This window comes from Streptomyces sp. NPDC048142 (assembly GCF_043202835.1).
In the GTDB taxonomy this organism is placed as follows: Bacteria; Actinomycetota; Actinomycetes; order Streptomycetales; family Streptomycetaceae; genus Streptomyces.
In genome coordinates, this window is the sequence record NZ_JBIDBC010000023.1 from 1 (window position 1) to 18,453 (window position 18,453).

Consider the following 18,453-nt stretch of genomic DNA (forward strand, 5'->3'; position numbering starts at 1 on the left):
AGCAGCCTCGGCTACCGCAGTCCCGCCGAGTACGAGACCGCGCTCGCGGCCTGACCACCACACCAATGGTGTCCGTCAAAGCGGAGCAAGCTCAGGCGGTCGGGTCGGGACTGGGGCTCGGGCCCGGGTCTGTGGGGCTCGGGTCGGTCGGGTCCGTCGGGTCGGGGCCCGGGTCGGTGGGGTCGGGGTCGGTGGGGTCGGTGGGGCCCGGATCGGTCGGGCCCGGATCGGACGGATCGGGGTCGGTCGGGTCCGGATCGGTCGGGTCCGGGTCCGTCGGATCGGTCGGGTCCGTCGGATCGGTCGGGTCCGTCGGGTCCGTCGGGTCCGTCGGGTCGGGGCTCGGTGAGCCGGGGTCCGGCGGGCCGGGCGGGGGCGTCGGGCCCGGCGGCCGCGTGGGCTGTGGGCCGACAACGATGCCTCCGTCGCCCTTGCCCGGACGTTCCGGCGTGCCGGGGCCGTCGCCGACCGGGGCCTTGGGCGGGGTCTTCCCGCCGGGGCCTGGGCCGGCCGGGAGGACTCCCGTGCCGTCGGCGACCGGATGGCTGCCCTCGCGGTAGAACTCCAGCCAGGACAGCACCGTCCGCAGATAGGTCTCGGAGCGGTTGTAGCTGAGGATCGCCCGGTCCAGGTCGGCGCGGCGGGCCAGATCGCGGGACCCGGCACAGAGGTAGTGCCCGGCGGCGAGCGCCGCGTCGTAGATGTTGTTCGGGTCCCGGCGGCCGTCGCCGTTGCCGTCCGCGCCCCAGGCCGCCCAGGTGGACGGGATGAACTGCATCGGCCCGACGGCCCGGTCGAACGTGCGGTCGCCGTCGTACGCCCCCTTGTCGGTGTCCCGGATCAGGGCGAAACCGTTGCCGTCGAGCGCGGGGCCGAGGATAGGGGTGAGCGTCGTCCCCCGCGCGTCGACCCGCCCGCCGGACGCCTGGCCGGACTCGACCTTGCCGATCGCCGCGAGCAGCTGCCACGGCAGCCGGCAGCCCGGATCGCTGCGCCCCACCGCTCTCTCGGCCTTGCGGTAGGCGGCCAGCACCGTGGCCGGGATGCCCGCCTCGGACCAGACACGGGCCACCACGGGATCGGGTTTCGTCCCGGGCTTCAGAGGCGCGGGCGGCTTCGGGGACCGCAGCGGCGGTAACTCGGTGTGGTAGACGTCGTCTCCCGGCACCTCGGTCCACACGACATCGTCCGAGGACGCCGCCTTCTCCTGCCGGGGCTCGGGCCGCGCGAACCCCGGGGCCTGGGACGCGGTGAGCACGGTCATCGCGGCGACGGCGGTGGCCGTGGCGCCGAGCCGGCGGCGCACCGTGCGGTTGACACTCATGCGGGCTCCCCTCTCCCCCGGCGTCCGGGGTTCTCTGCCGGTCTCCCGGGGGCCCGGGGTCCGGGCTCCCGGCTTCAGCGGGTGAACGTGTCGATGGCGGCGATCAGCCAGGTGTCCCCGCGTCGGACGGCGTCCACGGCGAACATGGCCGCCGCGTACGTCGTCTCCTCGTCCTTGCCGGTACGGGTGTTGCTCTGGTCGGCGAAGATCAGCAGGCGGGCGCGCTCGCCGTCGAGGAACTCGACCCCGCTCCCGGTGACGGTGGTGGTCAGGACGAGCTTCTGCTTCGGGGCCTGCTCCCGTACGTCGGCGAGCATGTCCTTGTGCTGCTGCACGGCCCGGCCGGTCAGATAGGTGCTCGCCGCGCGGTCGGACCGGGCGGGTGAGGCGTAGTCGTACGAGAACACCGCACCGACCGCCTCACTGATCCGGCCCTTCACCTCACTGGTGCGGCCGATGTCGGTGAGCGCGGTGTTCTGCCGGGCCGGCTCGTCGCGGAGGCTGCCGGCCGAGGCGAACGCCCAGGCGGCGAAGGCTCCGAGGACGACGGTGAGGACGCACAGGACGACGACGGGGAGCGGGACCCGGGGGCGGGATGCCTTGACACGGGGAGCAGCCGCCGGGGCATCAGGATCCGTGCCGGTCTCGGCAGTGGCATCGGTGCCGGTCTCGGTGTGCGTGCCACGGCCGATGCCGGTGTCGGTGTCGGTGTCGGTTTCCGTGTGGCGGGCGGTGTCGGTGCTTGCTTCGGCCTGTGGTCCGGCGTCGGTGGCGACAGCCGTGTCCGGCGCGGGTGCCGGATCCGTCTCGGCCCCCGGCGTACGCGGTGGAGCCGTGGCCAGTCGGCGGCGGCGGTTGACGAGGTGACGGGTCGTCGACATGGGCGGATCCTCTCCGGGGCGTGCGGGGCGGGCGGATGCGGGGCAGAGAGGTCAGCCGGCCGTGCCGCCGACCGGCGCCTGGCCCAGCGCGCTGAGCTTCCACCCCTCGGCGGTCCGGGTGAGGCTCCCGAGCAACCGGCTCTCCTTCACCGCCGGTTCGCCCTTCGGTGCGGTCACGGTGACCCGGAGCGCCACCATCACCCCGGCCCGGCCCGCCCGTTGGTCCAGTTCGGTCACCGCACCGGAGAGGACCTTGGCCGTGCTCACCGTCTTCGCCTCGGCGATCTGCTGAGCGAACGTGTCACGTCCGTCGATGAGTTGGCGGTGCAGATCGCCCGTGGTGGACTGCTCCCAGTTGTCGAGCCCCTTCTCCAGTGAGCGGTGGTCCAGGGTGTTCATGTTCTGCACCGCCTGTTCGCCCGCCGCCAGCACGTCGTCCCGCGCCTGCGCGAAGACCGCCGCGTCGTCGTGCGTGGCCTCGTAGCGCAGCCAGCCGCCCCAGCCCGCCGCTCCGGCCGCGCACACCGCCAGGGCCAGCGCCGCGATCACCAGCGGATTCCTCGCCCGCGCCCGTGCCGACCCCGCCGGTGCCGGCCTTGCCGGTGCCGCGTCCTGCCGTGCCGTCCGCTCGCGTGCCATGTGCTGCCTCTCCCCTGCCTGCCGAACCGGACCGGTGCGCCATCGCCTCCGGCCCGCCGTCATGTGGAGCCGATCTCGACGATCCACCAACGCCCGTCGCGCAGTTCGGCGGTCACCGTGAGCTGCGCGGAGGCGGTGGCGGGGGCGCGGCCCCGGCGCTCGTAGACCTGGTCGAGGAAGACCAGGAGGTGGGCGCTGCTGCCGGTCAGCCGGGTCACTCCGGCCTTGACGACGTCGGTGGTGAGCGTCAGTTCCTGGTCGGTGGACTGCCGCTCGACCTGGCCGAACAGCGCCGCGTACTGCTGGAGCGCCTGGTCCGCCAGGACCTCTTTCGCCGCCGCCCTGGTGGCGGCGGTGGCCCCGGGGCCGTACGAGAAGACCTTCCGGAGGGCGCTGCTGACGTCGCCGGTGACGCGGGCGGTCGCCTCGGCGTCGGTGAGCGCGAGGTTCGCGGTGGCCGGGGTGTCCCGCAGGTGGCGTCCCTCGGCGTACAGGGCGCCCCCCGTGGCGATCAGGGCGACCGTCAGGAGCGCGCCGAGGACGCGCGGCCACCGGCGGTGGGACGCGTCCACGGAATCCGTCAGATCCACCGCGTCCGTCACGTCTGCCGTGTCCGTCACGTCTGTCGCTTCCACCACGGCCGCCTCTGCCGTGGCGTCCGCCGCGTCCGTCGCGTCCGTCGTCGTGCTGTTCACCGTCGGCGTTCCTCCCCGCGGCCTCATCGGCTGCCGCCCGTCCCGATCGCCGTGAGCGACTTGACCTTCCAGCCGTCGGACGTACGGGCGAGGGTCGCCGCGAACCGCTTGCGCTGGGTGCCGGCCGGGCCGGTGCGCGGGGTGACCTCGACGTCCACGGTGGCGATCAGCTCCGCCGTGCCCGTGCGCTCGTCCAGTGCGGTCAGCGCCGCCGATGTGACCTTGCCCCGGGCCGTGTCGCCCGCTGTCGTCAGGGACTTCGCATCGGTGTTCCGGGTCCGCTCCAGCTGGTCGTGCAGCGGTCCCGTGGAGGAGTCCAGCCAGGCCCGTAACCCGTCGTCGACCCGCTTCGCGTTCTCGCCGTCCAGGCTGTTCAGCGTCGCGAGGTGCCGTTTGCCCTCGGTCAGGGCGGTGTCGCGGGCCTTCGCGTAGGACAGCGTGCGGTCGCCGCGCGCCTGCCCGTACGACCAGGCCCCCAGGCCGCAGAGCAGGGCGGCGACGAGCAGCACGGCCCAGCCGGTCCGGCGTCGGGTGCGGGGGGTCATGAGCCGCCTCCCAGGCCGAGCAGCCCGGCCATGCCCTCGGTCGGCGGCTGCGCGGTCGCGGAGGCGCCGTCCACGGTTCCGGGCAGCTTCATCGAGCCCGGAACGACCGGTTTCGGCACCGGGCCGCCCTTGGGGGCGTTGGCGCTGCCCCGGACGTTGATGCCGGTGCCGGGCGAGGACGTGCAGCGGGCGGCGGTGTTGACGGCGGGCCCGGCCGAGGTGTTGAGGCCGTTGCGGTAGACCGTCCCGCCGTAGCCGGCGGTGCAGGGCAGCGGTTCGAAGAAGGTGACGGACATCCCGAACCGGGCGCCGTCGTCGTCGACCGCGCTCGCTCCGGCGGCGGCGACGGCGGGCAGCTTCACGAGGAGTTCCTCCAGGCCGCGTTGGCGGGTGACGGCGACCTCCGAGGTGGTGAGGAGGTTGGCGACGACGACGCCGAAGGCCGGGTCCAGGTCGCGCAGCAGTCCGCTGATCTGGACGGCGGCGTCCGGGGTGGTCGCGATGAGGCGGCGCAGGTCGGCGTCGGATCCCTTGAGTTCGGCGGCCAGTTCCCTGGCCCCCGAGGCGAAGCCCTTGAGGGCCTGGCCCTGTTCGGCCTGGGTGCGCAGGACGCGCTCGCCGTCGGCCATCAGCCGGGTGGTGACCGGCAGGGCCTTGTCGGCGGCCTCGATGAAGTCGCCCCCGGTGTCCAGCAGGACCTGGAGGTCCTCGCCGCGCCCTTCGAAGGCGGCCCCGAACTCCTCGACGACCGTCCGAAGGCTCTCCAGGTCCACCGAGCTCGCCAGGTCGTCGACGCTGGTGAGGACGTCGGTCGGGGGCGCGGGGATGGTGGTGTCGGCCTCGTCGATGACGGAGCCGTTGCCCAGGAAGGGGCCGTCCCCGCGGGTGGGCCGCAGATCGACGTACTGCTCGCCGACCGCCGAGAGGTTCGCGACGACGGCGGTGAGGCTGTCCGGGATCGGCGGGGCGTCCTTCTCGATCCGCAGCTCGGCCTCGACGCCCTCCCCGGTCAGCTCGATGGGGCCGACCCGGCCCACGGAGACGCCCCGGTAGGTGACGTTGGAGTGGGTGTACAGGCCGCCCGTCTGCGGGAGTTGGACCGTGACGGTGTAGTAGCTGCGGAGTCCGACGTAGTGGCCGAGATCGGCGTACCGCACGCCCAGATAGCCCAGCACCAGGACGGCGATGACGAGGAAGGCGATGTTCTTCAGCCGGATGGCGAGGGTGATCACGGTGTCGCCTCCTTCTCGGTCTTCGGCGCCCCGGACACGTCGGTCCCCGGTGTGCCCGAAGCGGTGCTCTTCGGCGTGCCCGACACGGCGGGCAGCGGCAGCGGGAGCGCGCCGCGGGCCGCCGCCACGCCTTCGCCCTCGGACGGAGGCAGCGGGATCCCGGGCTCGTCCGGGGTGAGCGCGGGGATGATCTGCGTACCGGGCAGGGCCGTCACATCCAGGTAGACGTTGAGGTAGTCGCCCTTGACGCCGCGCAGCACCTCGTCCGTGAAGGGGTAGGTCAGCAGCACCTGGAGGGAGTCGGGGAGGTCCTGGCCGGAGTCGGCGAGTGCCTTGAGGGTCGGGGCGAGCGCCTTGAGGTCGGCGATCATGTCGGCTTTGCTCCGGTTGATCGTGTCGACGGCCACCGTGGAGAGCGTGTCGAGGGAGCGCAGCATGGTCAGCAGCGAGCCGCGCTGCTTCTCCAGGACCTTGAGTCCGGGGCTGAGCCCGGTCAGGACCGTTCCGACGTCCTGTTTACGGGTGGCGAGGGTGGCGGCGAGCCGGTTGACCCCGTCGAGGGCCTTGGTGATGTCGCCCTTGTTCTCGTCCAGGTTGGTCACGAGTGTGTCGACCCGGTTGAGCATGGAGCGGATCTGCGGTTCCTGCCCGGCGAGCGCCTTGTTCAGCTCGGTGGTGATGGTCTTGAGCTGGTTGACGCCGCCCCCGTTGAGGAGCATCGACAGGGCTCCGAAGACCTCTTCGACCTCCGGGTTCCGGTTGGTGCGGGAGAGCGGGATGCGTCCGTCGGCGGCGAGCGAGCCGCGTCCGGTGCCCTCGGGCGGCGGGGTCAGCTGGATGAACTTCTCGCCGAGCAGGCTGGACTGTTCGAGGCGGGCGTAGGCGTTGGCGGGGAGCTTGATCTTCCCGTTGACCCGCATGGTGACCCGGGCCCGCCAGCCGTCCGGGGCGAGGGCGATCCTTGTGACGCGCCCGACGGACACGTCGTTGACCTTGACCGAGGACTGCGGGGCGAGGCTGAGGACGTCGCCGAACTCGGCGGTCACCTCGTACGGGCGGTCGCCGAGGTCCGCGCCGCCGGGCAGCGGGAACTGCTCGATGCCGGTGAAGGAGGGAACGTCGGGGCGGACCACGACCAGGGCGGTCAGGGCGCCGGTGGCGAGCAGGGCCACGGTTGCGACGGCGGCCCGTACGACGGGTCCGCGCCGGGCGTCGTCGTTCATCGTCGCGCCCCCTTCTGCTCGCCGGGCTGCTTCTCGGACTGCTTGCCGGGTTGCTTCTCGGACTGCTTCTCGGGGGTGCCGTAGACCGTGCCGACCTCCGGCAGCGGCAGGACGGGCAGCGCCTTGCGGCGGTTCGCGTCGACGGGGGCGAGGCCGGTGAGCCGGCCGGCCGAGGCGGCGGGGTCGACGAGCGGTCCGCCCATGGACAGTTCGTTGAGGTTGGTGCGCCCGTTGAGGGTGCGGTTGGCCGGGTCGTAGGCGTTGAGGACGTTGCCCGCGGCAAGCGGGAGGGTGTCCATCGCCTCGGCCAGCGAGGCTCGCTGGTCGACGAGTGCCTGGGTGACGGGCACCAGGGCCTCGACGTTCTTCTTGAGCGCGCCGCGGTTCTTGGCGATGAAGGCCTTGACCTGGCCGAGGGCGGTGCCGAGTTCCTTGAGGGCCGCGCTGAGGTTCTTCTTGTCGTCGGCGAGGAAGGAGGTGACCGTGTTCAGCTGCTGCTCGGCGCTGCGGACGTTGCCGTCGTTCTCCTTGAGCATGGTGGTGAAGGTCTGGAGGTGGGCGAGGGTGTCGAACAGGTTTCCGCTGCTCTTGTCGAGCGTCTTGGTGGCCTTGCCGAACTGCTCGATGGACTCCCCGATGGCCTTGCCGTTGCCGTCGAGGTTCTTCGCCCCGGTGTCCAGCAGCCGGGCGAGCGCCCCGTCGGCGTTGGCCCCGTTCGGGCCGAGCGCGGTGGAGAGTTCGGTGATGGAGGCGTACAGCTCGTCGACCTCGACGGGGGTGGCGTTGCGGGCGGCGGGCAGGACCGCGTCGTCGGCGAGCCGGGGGCCGCCGTCGTAGGCCGGGGCGAGCTGGATGTAGCGGTCGGCGACGAGGCTGGGGGCGACGACGACGGCGTGGGCGTCCTCGGGGACGTCGATGCCCCGGTCGAGGCGCAGGACGACCTTCACCTCTTCGCCGCGGGGCTCGACGGAGTCGACGGTGCCGGCCTTGACGCCGAGGATGCGCAGGTCGGATCCGGCGTAGACGCCGGTGGCCCGGTCGAAGTAGGCGGTGACGGTGGTCTTCCCGTCCTCCTCCAGGGCGCTCACACCGGTCGCCGCCGCGACGGCGACGAGGGCCAGTCCGGTGCCGATGCCGATGATGCGGGTGCGTCTCATGTCAGCGGCCCCCTTGCTGCCGGGGTGGCATGCATCCGGTCGCCGGGGGTGTGCCGGCGGGAAGGTAGTTCTTGGGCACGACGCCGCAGACGTAGTTGTCGAACCAGCGCCCGCTGCCGAGGGTGTTGCCGACGAGCCGGCTGTACGAACCGGTCATCGCGAGGACCTTGTCCAGGCTCTTGCGGTTCTTCACCAGGACGGCGGTGACCCGGCCGAGGGACTCCAGGGTCCGCCCGAGCTGCTTGTCGTTGTCCCGGACGAGTCCGGTGAGCTGGGTGCCGAGGTCGCGGGTGCCGGTGAGCAGCAGATGGATGGAGTCGCGGCGGGCCCGGATCTCGCCGAGGAGCAGGTTCCCGTCCTCCAGGAGCGTCTCGAAGCTGCTCTTCTTCCCGGCGAGGGTCTTGGTGAGCTGTTTGCTGCTGCGGAGCAGGGTGGCGAGCTGGGCGTCGCGTTCGGAGACCGTACGGGAGAGGGCGGAGAGTCCGTCGGCGGCGCTGCGGACGTGGGGCGGGGAGTCCTTGAAGGTGGCGGAGATCGTCTCGAAGCTCTTGGCGAGCTGTTCGGTGTCGATCTCCCCGATGGTCTCCCCGAGCCCGTTGAACGCCTGGGTGACGTCGTACGGGGAGGTGGTGCGGCTCGCGGTGATGCGGGAGCCGGGGTCCTGCGGGGCGTCGCCGAGGGGGTCGACGGCGAGGTACTTCTCGCCGAGCAGGGTCTTGATGGCGATGCCCACGGTGGAGGAGTCGCCGATCCAGGCGTCCTTCACCCGGAAGTCGACCCGGACCTTCGCCCTGTCGAGCGAGACTCCGGTGACCTCGCCGACCTTCACCCCCGCGATGCGTACCTCGTCGCCGTCGGCGAGTCCTGCGGATTCGGTGAAGTCGGCGCTGTAGGAGGTGCCGCCCCGGACGAAGGGCAGGGAGTCGGCGCGCCAGGCGGCGAGGCCGACCAGCGCCAGGACGAGGAGTCCGACGACGGCGACGGCGACCGGGTTGCGTTCCCGGATGGGGGTGATTCTCATGCCAGGCACCTCGGTTGGGTGATCGCGATGCCGCCTGGCGGCGTGCTGCCGTCGTCGTGGGTGACACCGCTGACCTTCGCTTCGCAGAGGTAGAGGTTGAGCCACGATCCGTAGGACGTCAGCCGGCTGATGGCCGCCATCTTGGCCGGGGTCTTCTGCAGGAAGTTCTCGATCTGCGGGGTGCCCTTCTCCAACTCTCCGCTGAGTCTTCCCAGTTGACGGATGTCGTCCTTGAGCGGCTTCCTTCCGTCCTGGAAGAGGTCGGCGGTGACGGTGGTGAGCGCGCCCATCGCGGTGATGGCCTCGCCGAGCGGTTCGCGGTCGCCGGAGAATCCGGTGACGAGCTTCTGGAGGGTGACGACGAGGTCGTCGAAGCCCGCCTCCCGGTCGTTGACCGTCTTGAGGACCGTGTTGAGGTTCTTGATCACCTCGCCGATCACCTTGTCCTTCGCGGCGACGGTGGTGGTGAGCGAGCCGACGTGCCGCAGGATGCTGTCGACGGTGCCGCCCTCGCCCTGGAGGACCTGGACGATGGAGCCGGCGAGCTGGTTGACGTCGGGCGGTGACAGCCCTTCGAACAGGGGCTGGAAACCGTTGAAGAGCTGGGTGAGGTCGAGCGCCGGGGTGGTGCGGGAGAGCGGGATGGTGTCCCCGGGCGCGAAGGCCCGGCCGACGGGTCCGGCGCCCCGGTCGAGGTCGACGTACCGCTGGCCGACCATGTTGAGGTATTTGATGGACGCCGTCACCGAGGCGGGGAGGGAGCGCCCCTTGCGCACGGCGAAGGCGACCTCGGCGACCCGCCGGTCGGCGACCTTCACGGATTCGACCTGGCCGACCTTCACGCCGGCGATCCGGACGCTGTCGCCGGGGATGAGGCCGGTGGCGTCGGTGAACCTCGCCTTGTACGTGGTGGTGTCCCCGACGCCCGTGTTGGCGATGGAGAGCCCGAGGACGGTGGTGGCCAGCACGGTGACCACGATGAAGACGAGGGACTTGGCGACCGGTCCCACGAGCGAGCGGCGTTTCACTTGAGCTTCACCTCCGCACCGCGGAAGGCCGGACCGATGAGCACGCTGCTCCAGTCGGCCAGGTCTCCCGGCCGGACCTTCAGCGAGGGTGCGATCAGTTCGTTGACGAGCCGGGACTCCTGGGGCGAGTTGGGCAGGCCGAGCGCGGTGTCCGTGTCGCCGCCGCCATCGTCGGGGTCCGGCGGCGGTGCGGTGACGTCGGCGGCCCGGCGGGTGTCGGCGGTCGGCGCGTGCTTGCCGACGTACGGCACCGAGTAGCAGTGCGGTCCGCCGGAGGCGCTGTAGACCGGTGTGTCCTTGCCGGGGACGTACTTGCCCTTGGAGGGAACGGACTTGACCGTCACATGCAGTCCCGGCTGGTCGGATCCCTTGCCGAGGGCCTTGTCCATCGCGGGCACGAAACCGGCCATGGTGCGCAGGGTGCAGGGGAACGCATCGGCGTATTCGGCGAGGAGTTCGAGGGAGGGCCTGCCGGCGGCGGAGAGCCGGATGAGGTTGTCCTTGTTCTCCCGCAGGAAGGAGGTGACGTCCCGCGCGGCGGCCGTGGTGGTGCCGTAGAGACCGGCGAGCCGTGCTTCCTGGTCGGCGAGGGTGGAGCTGGTGACCGTGGCGTCGGTCAGCGCGTCGAGGACGTCCGGCGCGGCGTCCGCGTACAGCGTGCTCACCTTGACGAGTTCCTTGATGTCGGCGTTGAGCGTGGGGAGTTGGGGGTTGAACTTCTTCAGGTGACCGTCCAGCGTGGTCAGCGTCTCGCCGAGGCGTTCGCCGCGGCCCTCCAGGGCCTGGGAGACGGCGCCCAGGGTGGCGGCGAGCTTCTCGGGCTTCACGGCGGTCAGCAGCGGCAGGACGTTGTCCAGGACCTGTTCCAGCTCGATGGCGTTGCTGGAACGGTCCTGCGGGATGACCGCACCGGCGCGCAGGGCACCGCCCGTGGGGATGCGGGGCGGGACGAGTGCGACGAACCGTGCGCCGAAGAGGGTGGTGGGCAGCATCTGGGCGGTGACGTCGGCGGGGACCCGGCCGAGCTGGTCCCGGTCGATGGCCAGGGTGAGGCGGGCGCCCTCGCCGTCGGTGGCGATGGAGCGGACCTGCCCGATGACGACGCCGCGCAGCTTCACATCGGCGTGTGTGTGCATCTCGTTGCCGACCGAGCCGGTGCGGACGGTGACGGTGGCGTCGTCGGTGAAGTCCTTCTCGTACACGGAGACCGAGACCCACACCAGGACGGCGGGCACCAGCAGGAAGGCGATTCCCGCCAGTCGCCGGCGGACCGTGCGCGTGCTGGATGTACGCATCAGCCGGCCACCTTCACGGTCGTCGTGGCGCCCCAGATGGCGAGCGAGAGGAAGAAGTCGGTGACGCTGATGAGGACGATGGCGTTGCGCACCGACCGGCCGACCGCCACGCCCACGCCGGCCGGTCCGCCGGTGGCGTGGAAGCCGTAGTAGCAGTGGGCGAGGATCACCAGCACGCTGAAGATCAGCACTTTGAGCACCGACAGCAGGACGTCCTGCGGGGAGAGGAAGAGATTGAAGTAGTGGTCGTAGGTGCCCGCCGACTGCCCGTTGAAGAAGATGGTGATGTAGCGGGAGGCGACGTACGAGGAGAGCAGCCCGATCGCGTACAGCGGGATGATCGCGACGACTCCGGCGATGATCCGGGTGGTGACGAGGTAGGGCATGGAGCGGACGCCCATCGCTTCCAGGGCGTCGACCTCCTCGTTGATCCGCATCGCGCCGAGCTGGGCGGTGAAGCCCGCGCCGACGGTGGCGGAGAGGGCGAGTCCGGCGACCAGGGGGGCGATCTCCCGGGTGTTGAAGTAGGCGGAGATGAATCCGGTGAACGCCGAGGTGCCGATCTGGTTGAGGGCCGCGTATCCCTGGAGTCCGACGACCGTCCCGGTGAACAGGGTCATGGCGACCATCACGCCGATGGTGCCGCCGATGACGCCGAGTCCGCCGCTGCCGAAGGCGACCTCGGCCAGCAGCCGCTGCACCTCCCGCAGATAGCGGCGCAGGGTGCGCGGGATCCAGACGAGTGCCTTGACGTAGAAGATGAGCTGGTCGCCCGAACGGTCGAGCCGGCTGAGCATCGCCATGGGTCAGCTCCCCTTCGCGGGGACGATCTGGAGGTAGATCGCCGTGAGGACCATGTTCACGAAGAACAGCAGCATGAAGGTGATGACGACGGACTGGTTGACCGCGTCGCCGACGCCCTTGGGGCCGCCGCGCGGGTTGAGGCCCCGGTAGGCGGCGACGATGCCCGCGATGAAGCCGAAGACGAGGGCCTTGAACTCGCTGATGTAGAGGTCGGGCAGCTGGGCGAGGGCGGAGAAGCTCGCGAGGTACGCGCCGGGGGTGCCGTCCTGCATGATCACGTTGAAGAAGTAGCCGCCGAGCGTGCCGACCACCGAGATCAGTCCGTTGAGCAGGACGGCGACGAGCATGGTGGCCAGCACCCGGGGGACGACGAGGCGCTGGATGGGCGAGACGCCCATGACCTCCATCGCGTCGAGTTCCTCGCGGATCTTGCGCGATCCGAGGTCGGCGCAGATCGCGGACCCGGCGGCCCCGGAGATCAGCAGCGCCACGATGATCGGGCTCGCCTGCTGGATGACGGCGAGGACGCTGGCGCCGCCGGTGAAGGACTGGGCGCCGAGCTGCTGGGTGAGGGAGCCGACCTGGAGGGCGATGACCGCGCCGAACGGGATGGAGACGAGGGCGGCGGGCAGGATCGTGACGCTCGCGACGAACCAGAACTGTTCAATGAACTCCCGCACCTGGAACGGTCTGCGGAAGATGGCCCGTGCCACCGCGACGGCGAGCGCGAACAGTTTCCCGGTCTCACGGAGCGGGGCGAGCAGCCGGGACGGGCGCCGCTGCTCGGGTGCGGGGCGGGCGGCGGAGGCGGGGCCGGTGGCCGGCGGGGGTTTCTCGGGCGGCTCGGGCGGCCGCACCGGCATCGGGGCGGTCACGCGCGCGCACCTCCCGCGGCCGGGGTGTAGCTGTTGAGGATCGCCGTACGGGCGGCCTCCGGCAGCTGGCCCATCATCGACATGACCCGCTCCCGGCGGCGCAGCGCGCCCTGGCGTACGGGCATCCCGGGCGAGGGCTCCAGCTGGGGGACGACGGTGCGGAGTCCGGTGCGCAGCGGGGCGGTGTCGCCCCGCTGCTCGGCGGCGAGGGTGGCGGCGTCCTTCTCCTCGGACATGCCGATGGGTCCTTCGCGGCGTCCGGCGAGGAACTGGGAGACGACCGGGGTGTCGCTGGTGAGCAGCACCTCACGCGGGCCGAAAGTGACGAGGTTGTGGCAGAACAGCATGCCCATGTTGTCGGGGACGGTCGCCGCGATGTCGAGGTTGTGGGTGACGATGAGCATCGTCGCGTCGATCTGTGCGTTGAGGTCGATGAGGAGCTGCGACAGGTAGGCGGTGCGGACCGGGTCGAGCCCGGAGTCCGGCTCGTCGCAGAGGATGATCTGCGGGTCCAGGACCAGGGCGCGGGCGAGGCCGGCCCGCTTGCGCATGCCGCCGGATATCTCGCCCGGCAGTTTTCCCTCGGCGCCGAGGAGCCCGACGATATCGATGCGCTCCATGACGATGCGGCGGATCTCGGATTCCTTCCTGCGGGTGTGCTCGCGCAGCGGGAAGGCGATGTTGTCGAAGAGCGACATCGAGCCGAAGAGTGCCCCGTCCTGAAACATGAGGCCGAAGAGCTTCCGGGTCTCCATGATGGCGCGTTCGGAGCTGTTCACCATGTCGACGCCGTTGATGAGGACGCGTCCCTGTTCGGGCTTCAGGAGCCCGATGATGGATTTCAGGAAAACGGTCTTTCCGGTTCCGGAAGGACCGAGCATGACGCTCACTTCACCGGCGGGCAGCGTGAGGCTGACGTCCTGCCAGATGTTCTGCTTGCCGAAGGACTTCGTCAGGCCCTCGACGACTACTTCGATTCCCATCGGCCCTCCCTCGAAGTGGCGGTGAACGTGTTCATCGTTATGCGCTCCGGCTCTGAGAAAAACGACGGCGGCTCGTCACACATGCACCAGGGGGCGCACGTTATGTCCGCCGAAACCGCCAGGGCAAGCCGTTGAACAGCAGAGATCGACGAACGCGGGGCTGAGAATGGATCACTTGTCATTCAGTGACAAGGCCGTTTCCCGACCTTGTCGAAATCTGCGCAAGCACCCGGGCATCCTCCCCGGGGTGACCCGGGACCGGAGCGGAACGAACCGGGACCGGGCATGCCCGACGAACAGGTGCACAGGCATCTCCGGTCGGCACGTCTGGGACGCTACGGGCCGGTAACCTGACTTCGCAATACTGGGTACAGATTTTCCTCGGCGAGAATTCATGTGCGGCGGAGGATTGTTGCCGGGTGAGTAATCCGGCCGCCAAACCTGTCGGATGATGAGGAATCACACGGACGGCGGACGGCCCCGGGGGCCGGACAGGAAGAGCCCTTCCGGTCCTGGGAACCGGAAGGGCTCGGGGTGTTCACGCTTCGGCGGCCGTGGCGCCGCCTGAGGGCTGTCCCGTCATCCCTGGTGGATCAGCGCGCGGCGTCGGATGCGGTGCATCGCAAGGCGGAGGGACGTCCGCGTACTGGATGTATTCGGGCGTTCCGACAACGCGGCGAGGTGCCGTAGCTGTCGTCGTGCGCCCGCCAGGGATGACGGGACAGCCCTTGGGCTCACCGTTCGGGGTCGGGCACCTTCGGCGGGCAGTCCGGCCCTTCCGGGTTCGTGGCCACGCACAAGGGCGCCTGCGTCATCTTGGTGTAGTTGTCGGCCTTCTTGCCCGGACTGGAGATGGCCGAGGTGAAGATCGGGTCGAGGTCCTCGGTCACTCCGCAGCCCTCGAACGGCGGGATGTGGGCGTACCCGGTCAGACTGCCGCCGAACGCCACCAGGTAGCCGGCCGGCGGATAGCTCTGGCCGTAGCCTCGCAGGACCTGTTCGAAGGACCGTTCCGTGCGGCAGTCGGGCCCCACATCCAGGGGCACCCCGTTCACCTCGACGTCGGACAGCCGCATGACGAGCTGGGCCGTGACCGTCGTCTCCTCCGGGTAGGTCGGCGTGTTGGTGACCGTGTGGGTGTGGATCGCGGCCGGGGGGCCCACCTGCTCCAGCGTCATGGTCGCGGTCGTCGGCATGAATCCGTAGCTGAGGAACGTGGCCTTCGTCGGGGGGAGTTGGCGGCGTCCTTCGTAGTCGAAGTCCACCTCCGAGGTGACGTCGACGGTCGAGGCGCAGGAGTCGTTGATGTAGCGCTTGTTCAGCACCACCTTCATGAACGCCGGCCCCAGCGCCGCCGCGCCGTCCAGCTTGGCGGCGTTGGCGTAGCCGGCCGCGTAGGTCTCGGCGGTGGTCATCACCCACTCGGGCGGGATCTCGATCGGGCAGCTGCCCGGATCCTCGTCGGCGAGGGCTTCGCGCCGTTCGTCGGCGAGGGCGTCGATCCGCTCCCGCGCGGTGGGCGGCAGGCCCTCGTCGGGGCGGCTGGGCGTCGGTTCCGGTGCGGGGCCGCTCTCCTCCGGCCGGGGGGCGGGGGCCGTGGGTCCGGTGTCGCCGCGGACCGTGATCGCGGCCAGTTCGGGCTCCTGGCCCGGGACCGGTTCGCAGGCGACGTCGAGTCCCGGGGGCGTGGTCGGCTCGCCGTCACCCGTGCGGCCGGCGAGCGACAGGGCGAGCGCGGCGGGGGCCAGCGCCGCGCGCCCGGAGCTGCCGAAGGAGACCGTCGGCACGTCCCCCGTAGCGGTCAGGGCCAGGTCGCCTTCGTCGGGCAGGGCGACGGCCGGGGCGTTCAGGTCCTGCCAGGAGGCGTCGGCGGACCGGTCGCCGACGGTGTTGCGAACGGTGAGCCGTGCGACGGCCGACAGGGTCTCGGCGTCGAGGTCACGGAACCGGGCGAGCGCCGTGGGCGGCAGGCTCACGTCCACCGAGACCTGGCCGGGGCGGATCTCCTCGCCCGTACGGGCCGAGGTGGGGAGCACTGCCGAGACGGCGACGTCCACTTCCTCGGTCCCGGAGGGGAACGGGCAGGCGTAGCGGAGGGCGACCTCCGACCTCTGTTCCGCGGCGGCCGATTCGGCGCTGGGGACGAGCGCGGTGGCGACGACGAGCGCCCCGCCCACGGCCCAGTGGATCGGTCGTCTCGCTGCGGGGCGTGCATCGACGGTCATACGGATGTGTCCTTCCGGCGCGCGTGGGCCCAGGGGGTGTCTTGTCGGTCAGGCCGGGTCAGGGAGCGGGGTCTGGTGCCGTGCATCGCAAGGCGGAGGAGGGAGTCGGATGGGGTCTCCCCTGCTCGAGCGCAGCCGAGAGCTTGGGGAAGGAGCCACGGCGACCGACGACAACGCCGCGAGGTGCGGCGCCAGGGCACGCGAACCCGGCCTGACCGGCAAGACACCCCCTGGAGGATGGGTGGGCTGCGGACAGCGGGTCCGGTTCGCGGCGACGGCCCTGCGGGCGGAGGCCGGACGGACCGCGATCGGACGTCGAGCGGGGATTCGGCCGTACGCCGGGTCGGGTTCGGCCGTAGGTCGACCGGGCTCGGCCGGGCTGCGGATCCCCCTACCGACGGGTACGGTACGCACGCCGACGACGCCTGGGAAGGGCCTGGCTCCCGATCGGATCACCGGCCCGCGGACTTTGGCAGACAGTGACAATCCGCCGTCACGTCCTTGTCGTCGGGTGCGCGAAAAAAAGGGGGCGTGCCCGGCCGTCGGGTGCGTACGGCCGGGCACGACGCTCATGTACGGGACGTCATCGGCGGCAGGTCAGCCACTGATGACCGGGGACTGGCCCGTTGCCGCGTTCACGATGGTGTACAGGCCCTGGAAGCTGGCGCTGGTACCGACGATGCCGCAGCCGCCGCCGGACTTGTTGGTGATGGCCAGGGTGAGCCCGCCGCCCGAGGTGTCCAGGGTGCCGTTGCTGCCGCCCGCGCTCGGGTTGTTGTACTTGGCCGCGACCTTGCCGGTCACGTCGAAGGTGCAGGGGCCGAGGATGCTGTTCCCGGACACCTTCGCCTTGATCGCTCTGATCTCACCGGTCGTCCGGCCCGTGGAGTTGGTGCCGGCGCCCGCCGCGTAGTCCAGGCCCCAGATCTCCCACGGCGGCGTGGTGGCCACCGACCAGGTGGAGCTGAACGGCCCGGTGCACGGCGAGTTGAACGAGATCGCCGAGATGGACGCGAGCTTGGCCGGGCTGCCGGCGACCGGGGAGCTCGGAGCGTTGCCCGAAGCGGCGGAGGTCGCGCACTGGATCTTGTTGCCGTTGTTGTCGGTCAGGACGGTCACTCCGGCGCTGCCGTCGAAGTCGCCGGTCGGGCTGATCGTCCAGCTGGTCGGCGCGGCGACGGCCGAGGGGGCCGCGAGGACGACGGCTGCCGCGGCGGCACCGATCGCGGTCAGGACACCGGTTCTCTTGAACATGGGGGTACTCCCTTTTCTCGTCCCGTTGGGGATCTGATCTGAACGTGACTGGAGAGGTGCTTGCTTGTTGTTCGCCGTGCCGGACGGTTCGGCACTCGGCGGGTCCACGCCACGGATGTGAGGTGCGTGGACGAGGATCTGAGGTGTGCGGGCAGGGACTTGAGGTGCGCGGACAGGGACCTGATGTGCGCGGGCAAGGGCCTCGAGGTGCTCGGGCAAGGGCTTGCGGGCGGCTTTCGCATCACCTCCTCGTACCGGGGGGAGGGCCTACCGCTTCGCGGAGTGCCAGAATTCCGACAGCTTCCTGCCCTCGTCCGGCGCGAGGCCGGCGGGGTCGTAGGGGCTGCCGAAGTACGTCGTGGTGGCGTCCAGCGTCACGCTGTTCTTCCCGGCCGCGGACGGGAGACCGGTCTTGAGGTTCACCGCCCAGTCCAGTAGCCCGGCGCCGCAGCCACTGGCTCCGGGAACGGCGAAGGCCGCATCGCCCTGGTCGGCGCCGTCGAAGGTGTAGCGCCCCATCTCGCCCTCGTCGTCGTTCGGGGTCCCGTCGGCCGCGAACCGCTGGAGCGAGAGGCTCGGCGCCGTCACGTTCTGCGGCTTCAGGAGCACCGGATCCGCGGTGGTCCCGATGTAGCACTTGTCACCCAGGAACGGATTCTTGAGGTGGATGCGGACCGGGATGGTGAGAATGGGCTCACCGGTGGAGAAGGCGGCGCTCATATTGAAGTCGCGCGGCGCTCCGGCCGGTTCGATGGTGGCCGTCACGCGGTTGAGGTCGTTGTCCGTCAGCAGGCGGCAGATTCCTGATACGAGAGGAATTCCACTCGGGCACATCAGCCCGATCAGGCCGCCCGGGATCTCCGCCGGATCCGCGGTCAGCGCCCCCTCGGGCGGGGCCACCAGCGAGGGGGAGCCGTCGGGTCGCTGGATGACTCCGAGCTGCAGATCGGTACGGCCGGTGGAGACCTCCGTCGCGCCCAGCGTGATGGACCCGGTGGCCGAGCTCGACGCTATGCAGGTGGCGATGGTGTTCACGCCGTCCGCGGCCAGCATGGCGGGCGCGTCGACCGGGCAGCGGTCGAAGGGCGCCCAGTCGCCGTTGAGCTGGGTGGCGGCGGCGGCCGATCCGGTGGAGAGCAGAGCGCTGAACGCCGTGAATGCCGCGAGCAGACCTACGCGGGTTCGATTGGAAACGGATCTCATGTCGTCCCCTCTGTCGGCCGCCGTGGCGCGGCCTCGTGCACGAAGTTGACCGGTTCTGCAACGCATGCC

General features: G+C 70.9%; 17 protein-coding genes. All 17 read right to left on the minus strand.

The annotated features are described in order from the left end of the window. Positions 1-91: 91 nt before the first annotated feature. Positions 92-1,324: a lytic transglycosylase domain-containing protein gene (locus ACGF2Y_RS25395; RefSeq protein WP_392951672.1), complete on the minus strand. Its 1,233-nt coding sequence runs from the start codon at positions 1,322-1,324 to the stop codon at positions 92-94. 74 nt (positions 1,325-1,398) lie between these two features. After that, positions 1,399-2,205, minus strand: a complete 807-nt coding sequence (locus ACGF2Y_RS25400) for a hypothetical protein (RefSeq protein ID WP_392951675.1) — start codon at positions 2,203-2,205, stop codon at positions 1,399-1,401. 51 nt (positions 2,206-2,256) lie between these two features. Continuing rightward, positions 2,257-2,754, minus strand: a complete 498-nt coding sequence (locus ACGF2Y_RS25405; protein WP_392951950.1) for a hypothetical protein — start codon at positions 2,752-2,754, stop codon at positions 2,257-2,259. A 149-nt stretch (positions 2,755-2,903) separates the two neighbouring features. Continuing rightward, positions 2,904-3,539 carry a hypothetical protein gene (locus ACGF2Y_RS25410; protein ID WP_392951678.1) on the minus strand — a complete coding sequence of 212 codons (636 nt, stop codon included), beginning with the start codon at positions 3,537-3,539 and terminating at the stop codon, positions 2,904-2,906. A 23-nt stretch (positions 3,540-3,562) separates the two neighbouring features. Next, positions 3,563-4,084: a hypothetical protein gene (locus ACGF2Y_RS25415; RefSeq protein WP_392951680.1), complete on the minus strand. Its 522-nt coding sequence runs from the start codon at positions 4,082-4,084 to the stop codon at positions 3,563-3,565. After that, positions 4,081-5,316: an MlaD family protein gene (locus tag ACGF2Y_RS25420; RefSeq protein WP_392951683.1), complete on the minus strand. Its 1,236-nt coding sequence runs from the start codon at positions 5,314-5,316 to the stop codon at positions 4,081-4,083. Before ACGF2Y_RS25420 ends, ACGF2Y_RS25415 begins: the two co-directional genes overlap by 4 nt. After that, positions 5,313-6,539: an MCE family protein gene (locus tag ACGF2Y_RS25425; protein ID WP_392951685.1), complete on the minus strand. Its 1,227-nt coding sequence runs from the start codon at positions 6,537-6,539 to the stop codon at positions 5,313-5,315. The genes ACGF2Y_RS25420 and ACGF2Y_RS25425 overlap by 4 nt, the downstream gene beginning before the upstream one ends. Further along, positions 6,536-7,696 (minus strand): MCE family protein, encoded by a 1,161-nt coding sequence (locus tag ACGF2Y_RS25430; RefSeq protein WP_392951687.1) that lies wholly within the window; start codon positions 7,694-7,696, stop codon positions 6,536-6,538. Before ACGF2Y_RS25430 ends, ACGF2Y_RS25425 begins: the two co-directional genes overlap by 4 nt. Position 7,697: 1 nt before the next feature. Continuing rightward, on the minus strand, positions 7,698-8,717 hold the full coding sequence (locus ACGF2Y_RS25435) for an MCE family protein (protein WP_392951690.1): 1,020 nt from the start codon (positions 8,715-8,717) through the stop codon (positions 7,698-7,700). Further along, positions 8,714-9,745, minus strand: a complete 1,032-nt coding sequence (locus tag ACGF2Y_RS25440; protein WP_392951693.1) for an MCE family protein — start codon at positions 9,743-9,745, stop codon at positions 8,714-8,716. Before ACGF2Y_RS25440 ends, ACGF2Y_RS25435 begins: the two co-directional genes overlap by 4 nt. Then, positions 9,742-11,040: an MCE family protein gene (locus tag ACGF2Y_RS25445; protein WP_392951696.1), complete on the minus strand. Its 1,299-nt coding sequence runs from the start codon at positions 11,038-11,040 to the stop codon at positions 9,742-9,744. Before ACGF2Y_RS25445 ends, ACGF2Y_RS25440 begins: the two co-directional genes overlap by 4 nt. Continuing rightward, positions 11,040-11,843, minus strand: a complete 804-nt coding sequence (locus tag ACGF2Y_RS25450; protein ID WP_392951699.1) for an MlaE family ABC transporter permease — start codon at positions 11,841-11,843, stop codon at positions 11,040-11,042. The genes ACGF2Y_RS25445 and ACGF2Y_RS25450 overlap by 1 nt, the downstream gene beginning before the upstream one ends. A 3-nt stretch (positions 11,844-11,846) precedes the next feature. After that, positions 11,847-12,719: an MlaE family ABC transporter permease gene (locus ACGF2Y_RS25455; RefSeq protein WP_392951701.1), complete on the minus strand. Its 873-nt coding sequence runs from the start codon at positions 12,717-12,719 to the stop codon at positions 11,847-11,849. Continuing rightward, a complete protein-coding gene (locus ACGF2Y_RS25460; protein WP_392951704.1) occupies positions 12,716-13,702 on the minus strand; it encodes an ABC transporter ATP-binding protein in 987 nt (328 codons plus the stop codon). The genes ACGF2Y_RS25455 and ACGF2Y_RS25460 overlap by 4 nt, the downstream gene beginning before the upstream one ends. Before the next feature lie 734 nt (positions 13,703-14,436). Next, positions 14,437-15,927 carry a DUF6801 domain-containing protein gene (locus tag ACGF2Y_RS25465; protein WP_392951707.1) on the minus strand — a complete coding sequence of 497 codons (1,491 nt, stop codon included), beginning with the start codon at positions 15,925-15,927 and terminating at the stop codon, positions 14,437-14,439. Positions 15,928-16,524: 597 nt separating this feature from the next. Next, the gene (locus ACGF2Y_RS25470; protein ID WP_392951710.1) at positions 16,525-17,181 is read right to left on the minus strand and encodes a hypothetical protein; all 657 of its coding nucleotides are present in this window, start codon (positions 17,179-17,181) and stop codon (positions 16,525-16,527) included. A 267-nt stretch (positions 17,182-17,448) separates the two neighbouring features. Then, on the minus strand, positions 17,449-18,384 hold the full coding sequence (locus ACGF2Y_RS25475; RefSeq protein ID WP_392951712.1) for a hypothetical protein: 936 nt from the start codon (positions 18,382-18,384) through the stop codon (positions 17,449-17,451). Between the last annotated feature and the right edge of the window lie 69 nt (positions 18,385-18,453).

Excerpts from the sequence above, each read along its gene's own strand:
- ACGF2Y_RS25395 (WP_392951672.1), bottom strand. The coding sequence starts at position 1,324 with ATGAGTGTCAACCGCACGGTGCGCCGCCGGCTCGGCGCCACGGCCACC.
- ACGF2Y_RS25400 (WP_392951675.1), bottom strand. The coding sequence starts at position 2,205 with ATGTCGACGACCCGTCACCTCGTCAACCGCCGCCGCCGACTGGCCACG.
- ACGF2Y_RS25415 (WP_392951680.1), bottom strand. The coding sequence starts at position 4,084 with ATGACCCCCCGCACCCGACGCCGGACCGGCTGGGCCGTGCTGCTCGTC.
- ACGF2Y_RS25425 (WP_392951685.1), bottom strand. The coding sequence starts at position 6,539 with ATGAACGACGACGCCCGGCGCGGACCCGTCGTACGGGCCGCCGTCGCA.
- ACGF2Y_RS25430 (WP_392951687.1), bottom strand. The coding sequence starts at position 7,696 with ATGAGACGCACCCGCATCATCGGCATCGGCACCGGACTGGCCCTCGTC.
- ACGF2Y_RS25435 (WP_392951690.1), bottom strand. The coding sequence starts at position 8,717 with ATGAGAATCACCCCCATCCGGGAACGCAACCCGGTCGCCGTCGCCGTC.
- ACGF2Y_RS25445 (WP_392951696.1), bottom strand. The coding sequence starts at position 11,040 with ATGCGTACATCCAGCACGCGCACGGTCCGCCGGCGACTGGCGGGAATC.
- ACGF2Y_RS25450 (WP_392951699.1), bottom strand. The coding sequence starts at position 11,843 with ATGGCGATGCTCAGCCGGCTCGACCGTTCGGGCGACCAGCTCATCTTC.
- ACGF2Y_RS25460 (WP_392951704.1), bottom strand. The coding sequence starts at position 13,702 with ATGGGAATCGAAGTAGTCGTCGAGGGCCTGACGAAGTCCTTCGGCAAG.
- ACGF2Y_RS25465 (WP_392951707.1), bottom strand. The coding sequence starts at position 15,927 with ATGACCGTCGATGCACGCCCCGCAGCGAGACGACCGATCCACTGGGCC.
- ACGF2Y_RS25470 (WP_392951710.1), bottom strand. The coding sequence starts at position 17,181 with ATGTTCAAGAGAACCGGTGTCCTGACCGCGATCGGTGCCGCCGCGGCA.
- ACGF2Y_RS25475 (WP_392951712.1), bottom strand. The coding sequence starts at position 18,384 with ATGAGATCCGTTTCCAATCGAACCCGCGTAGGTCTGCTCGCGGCATTC.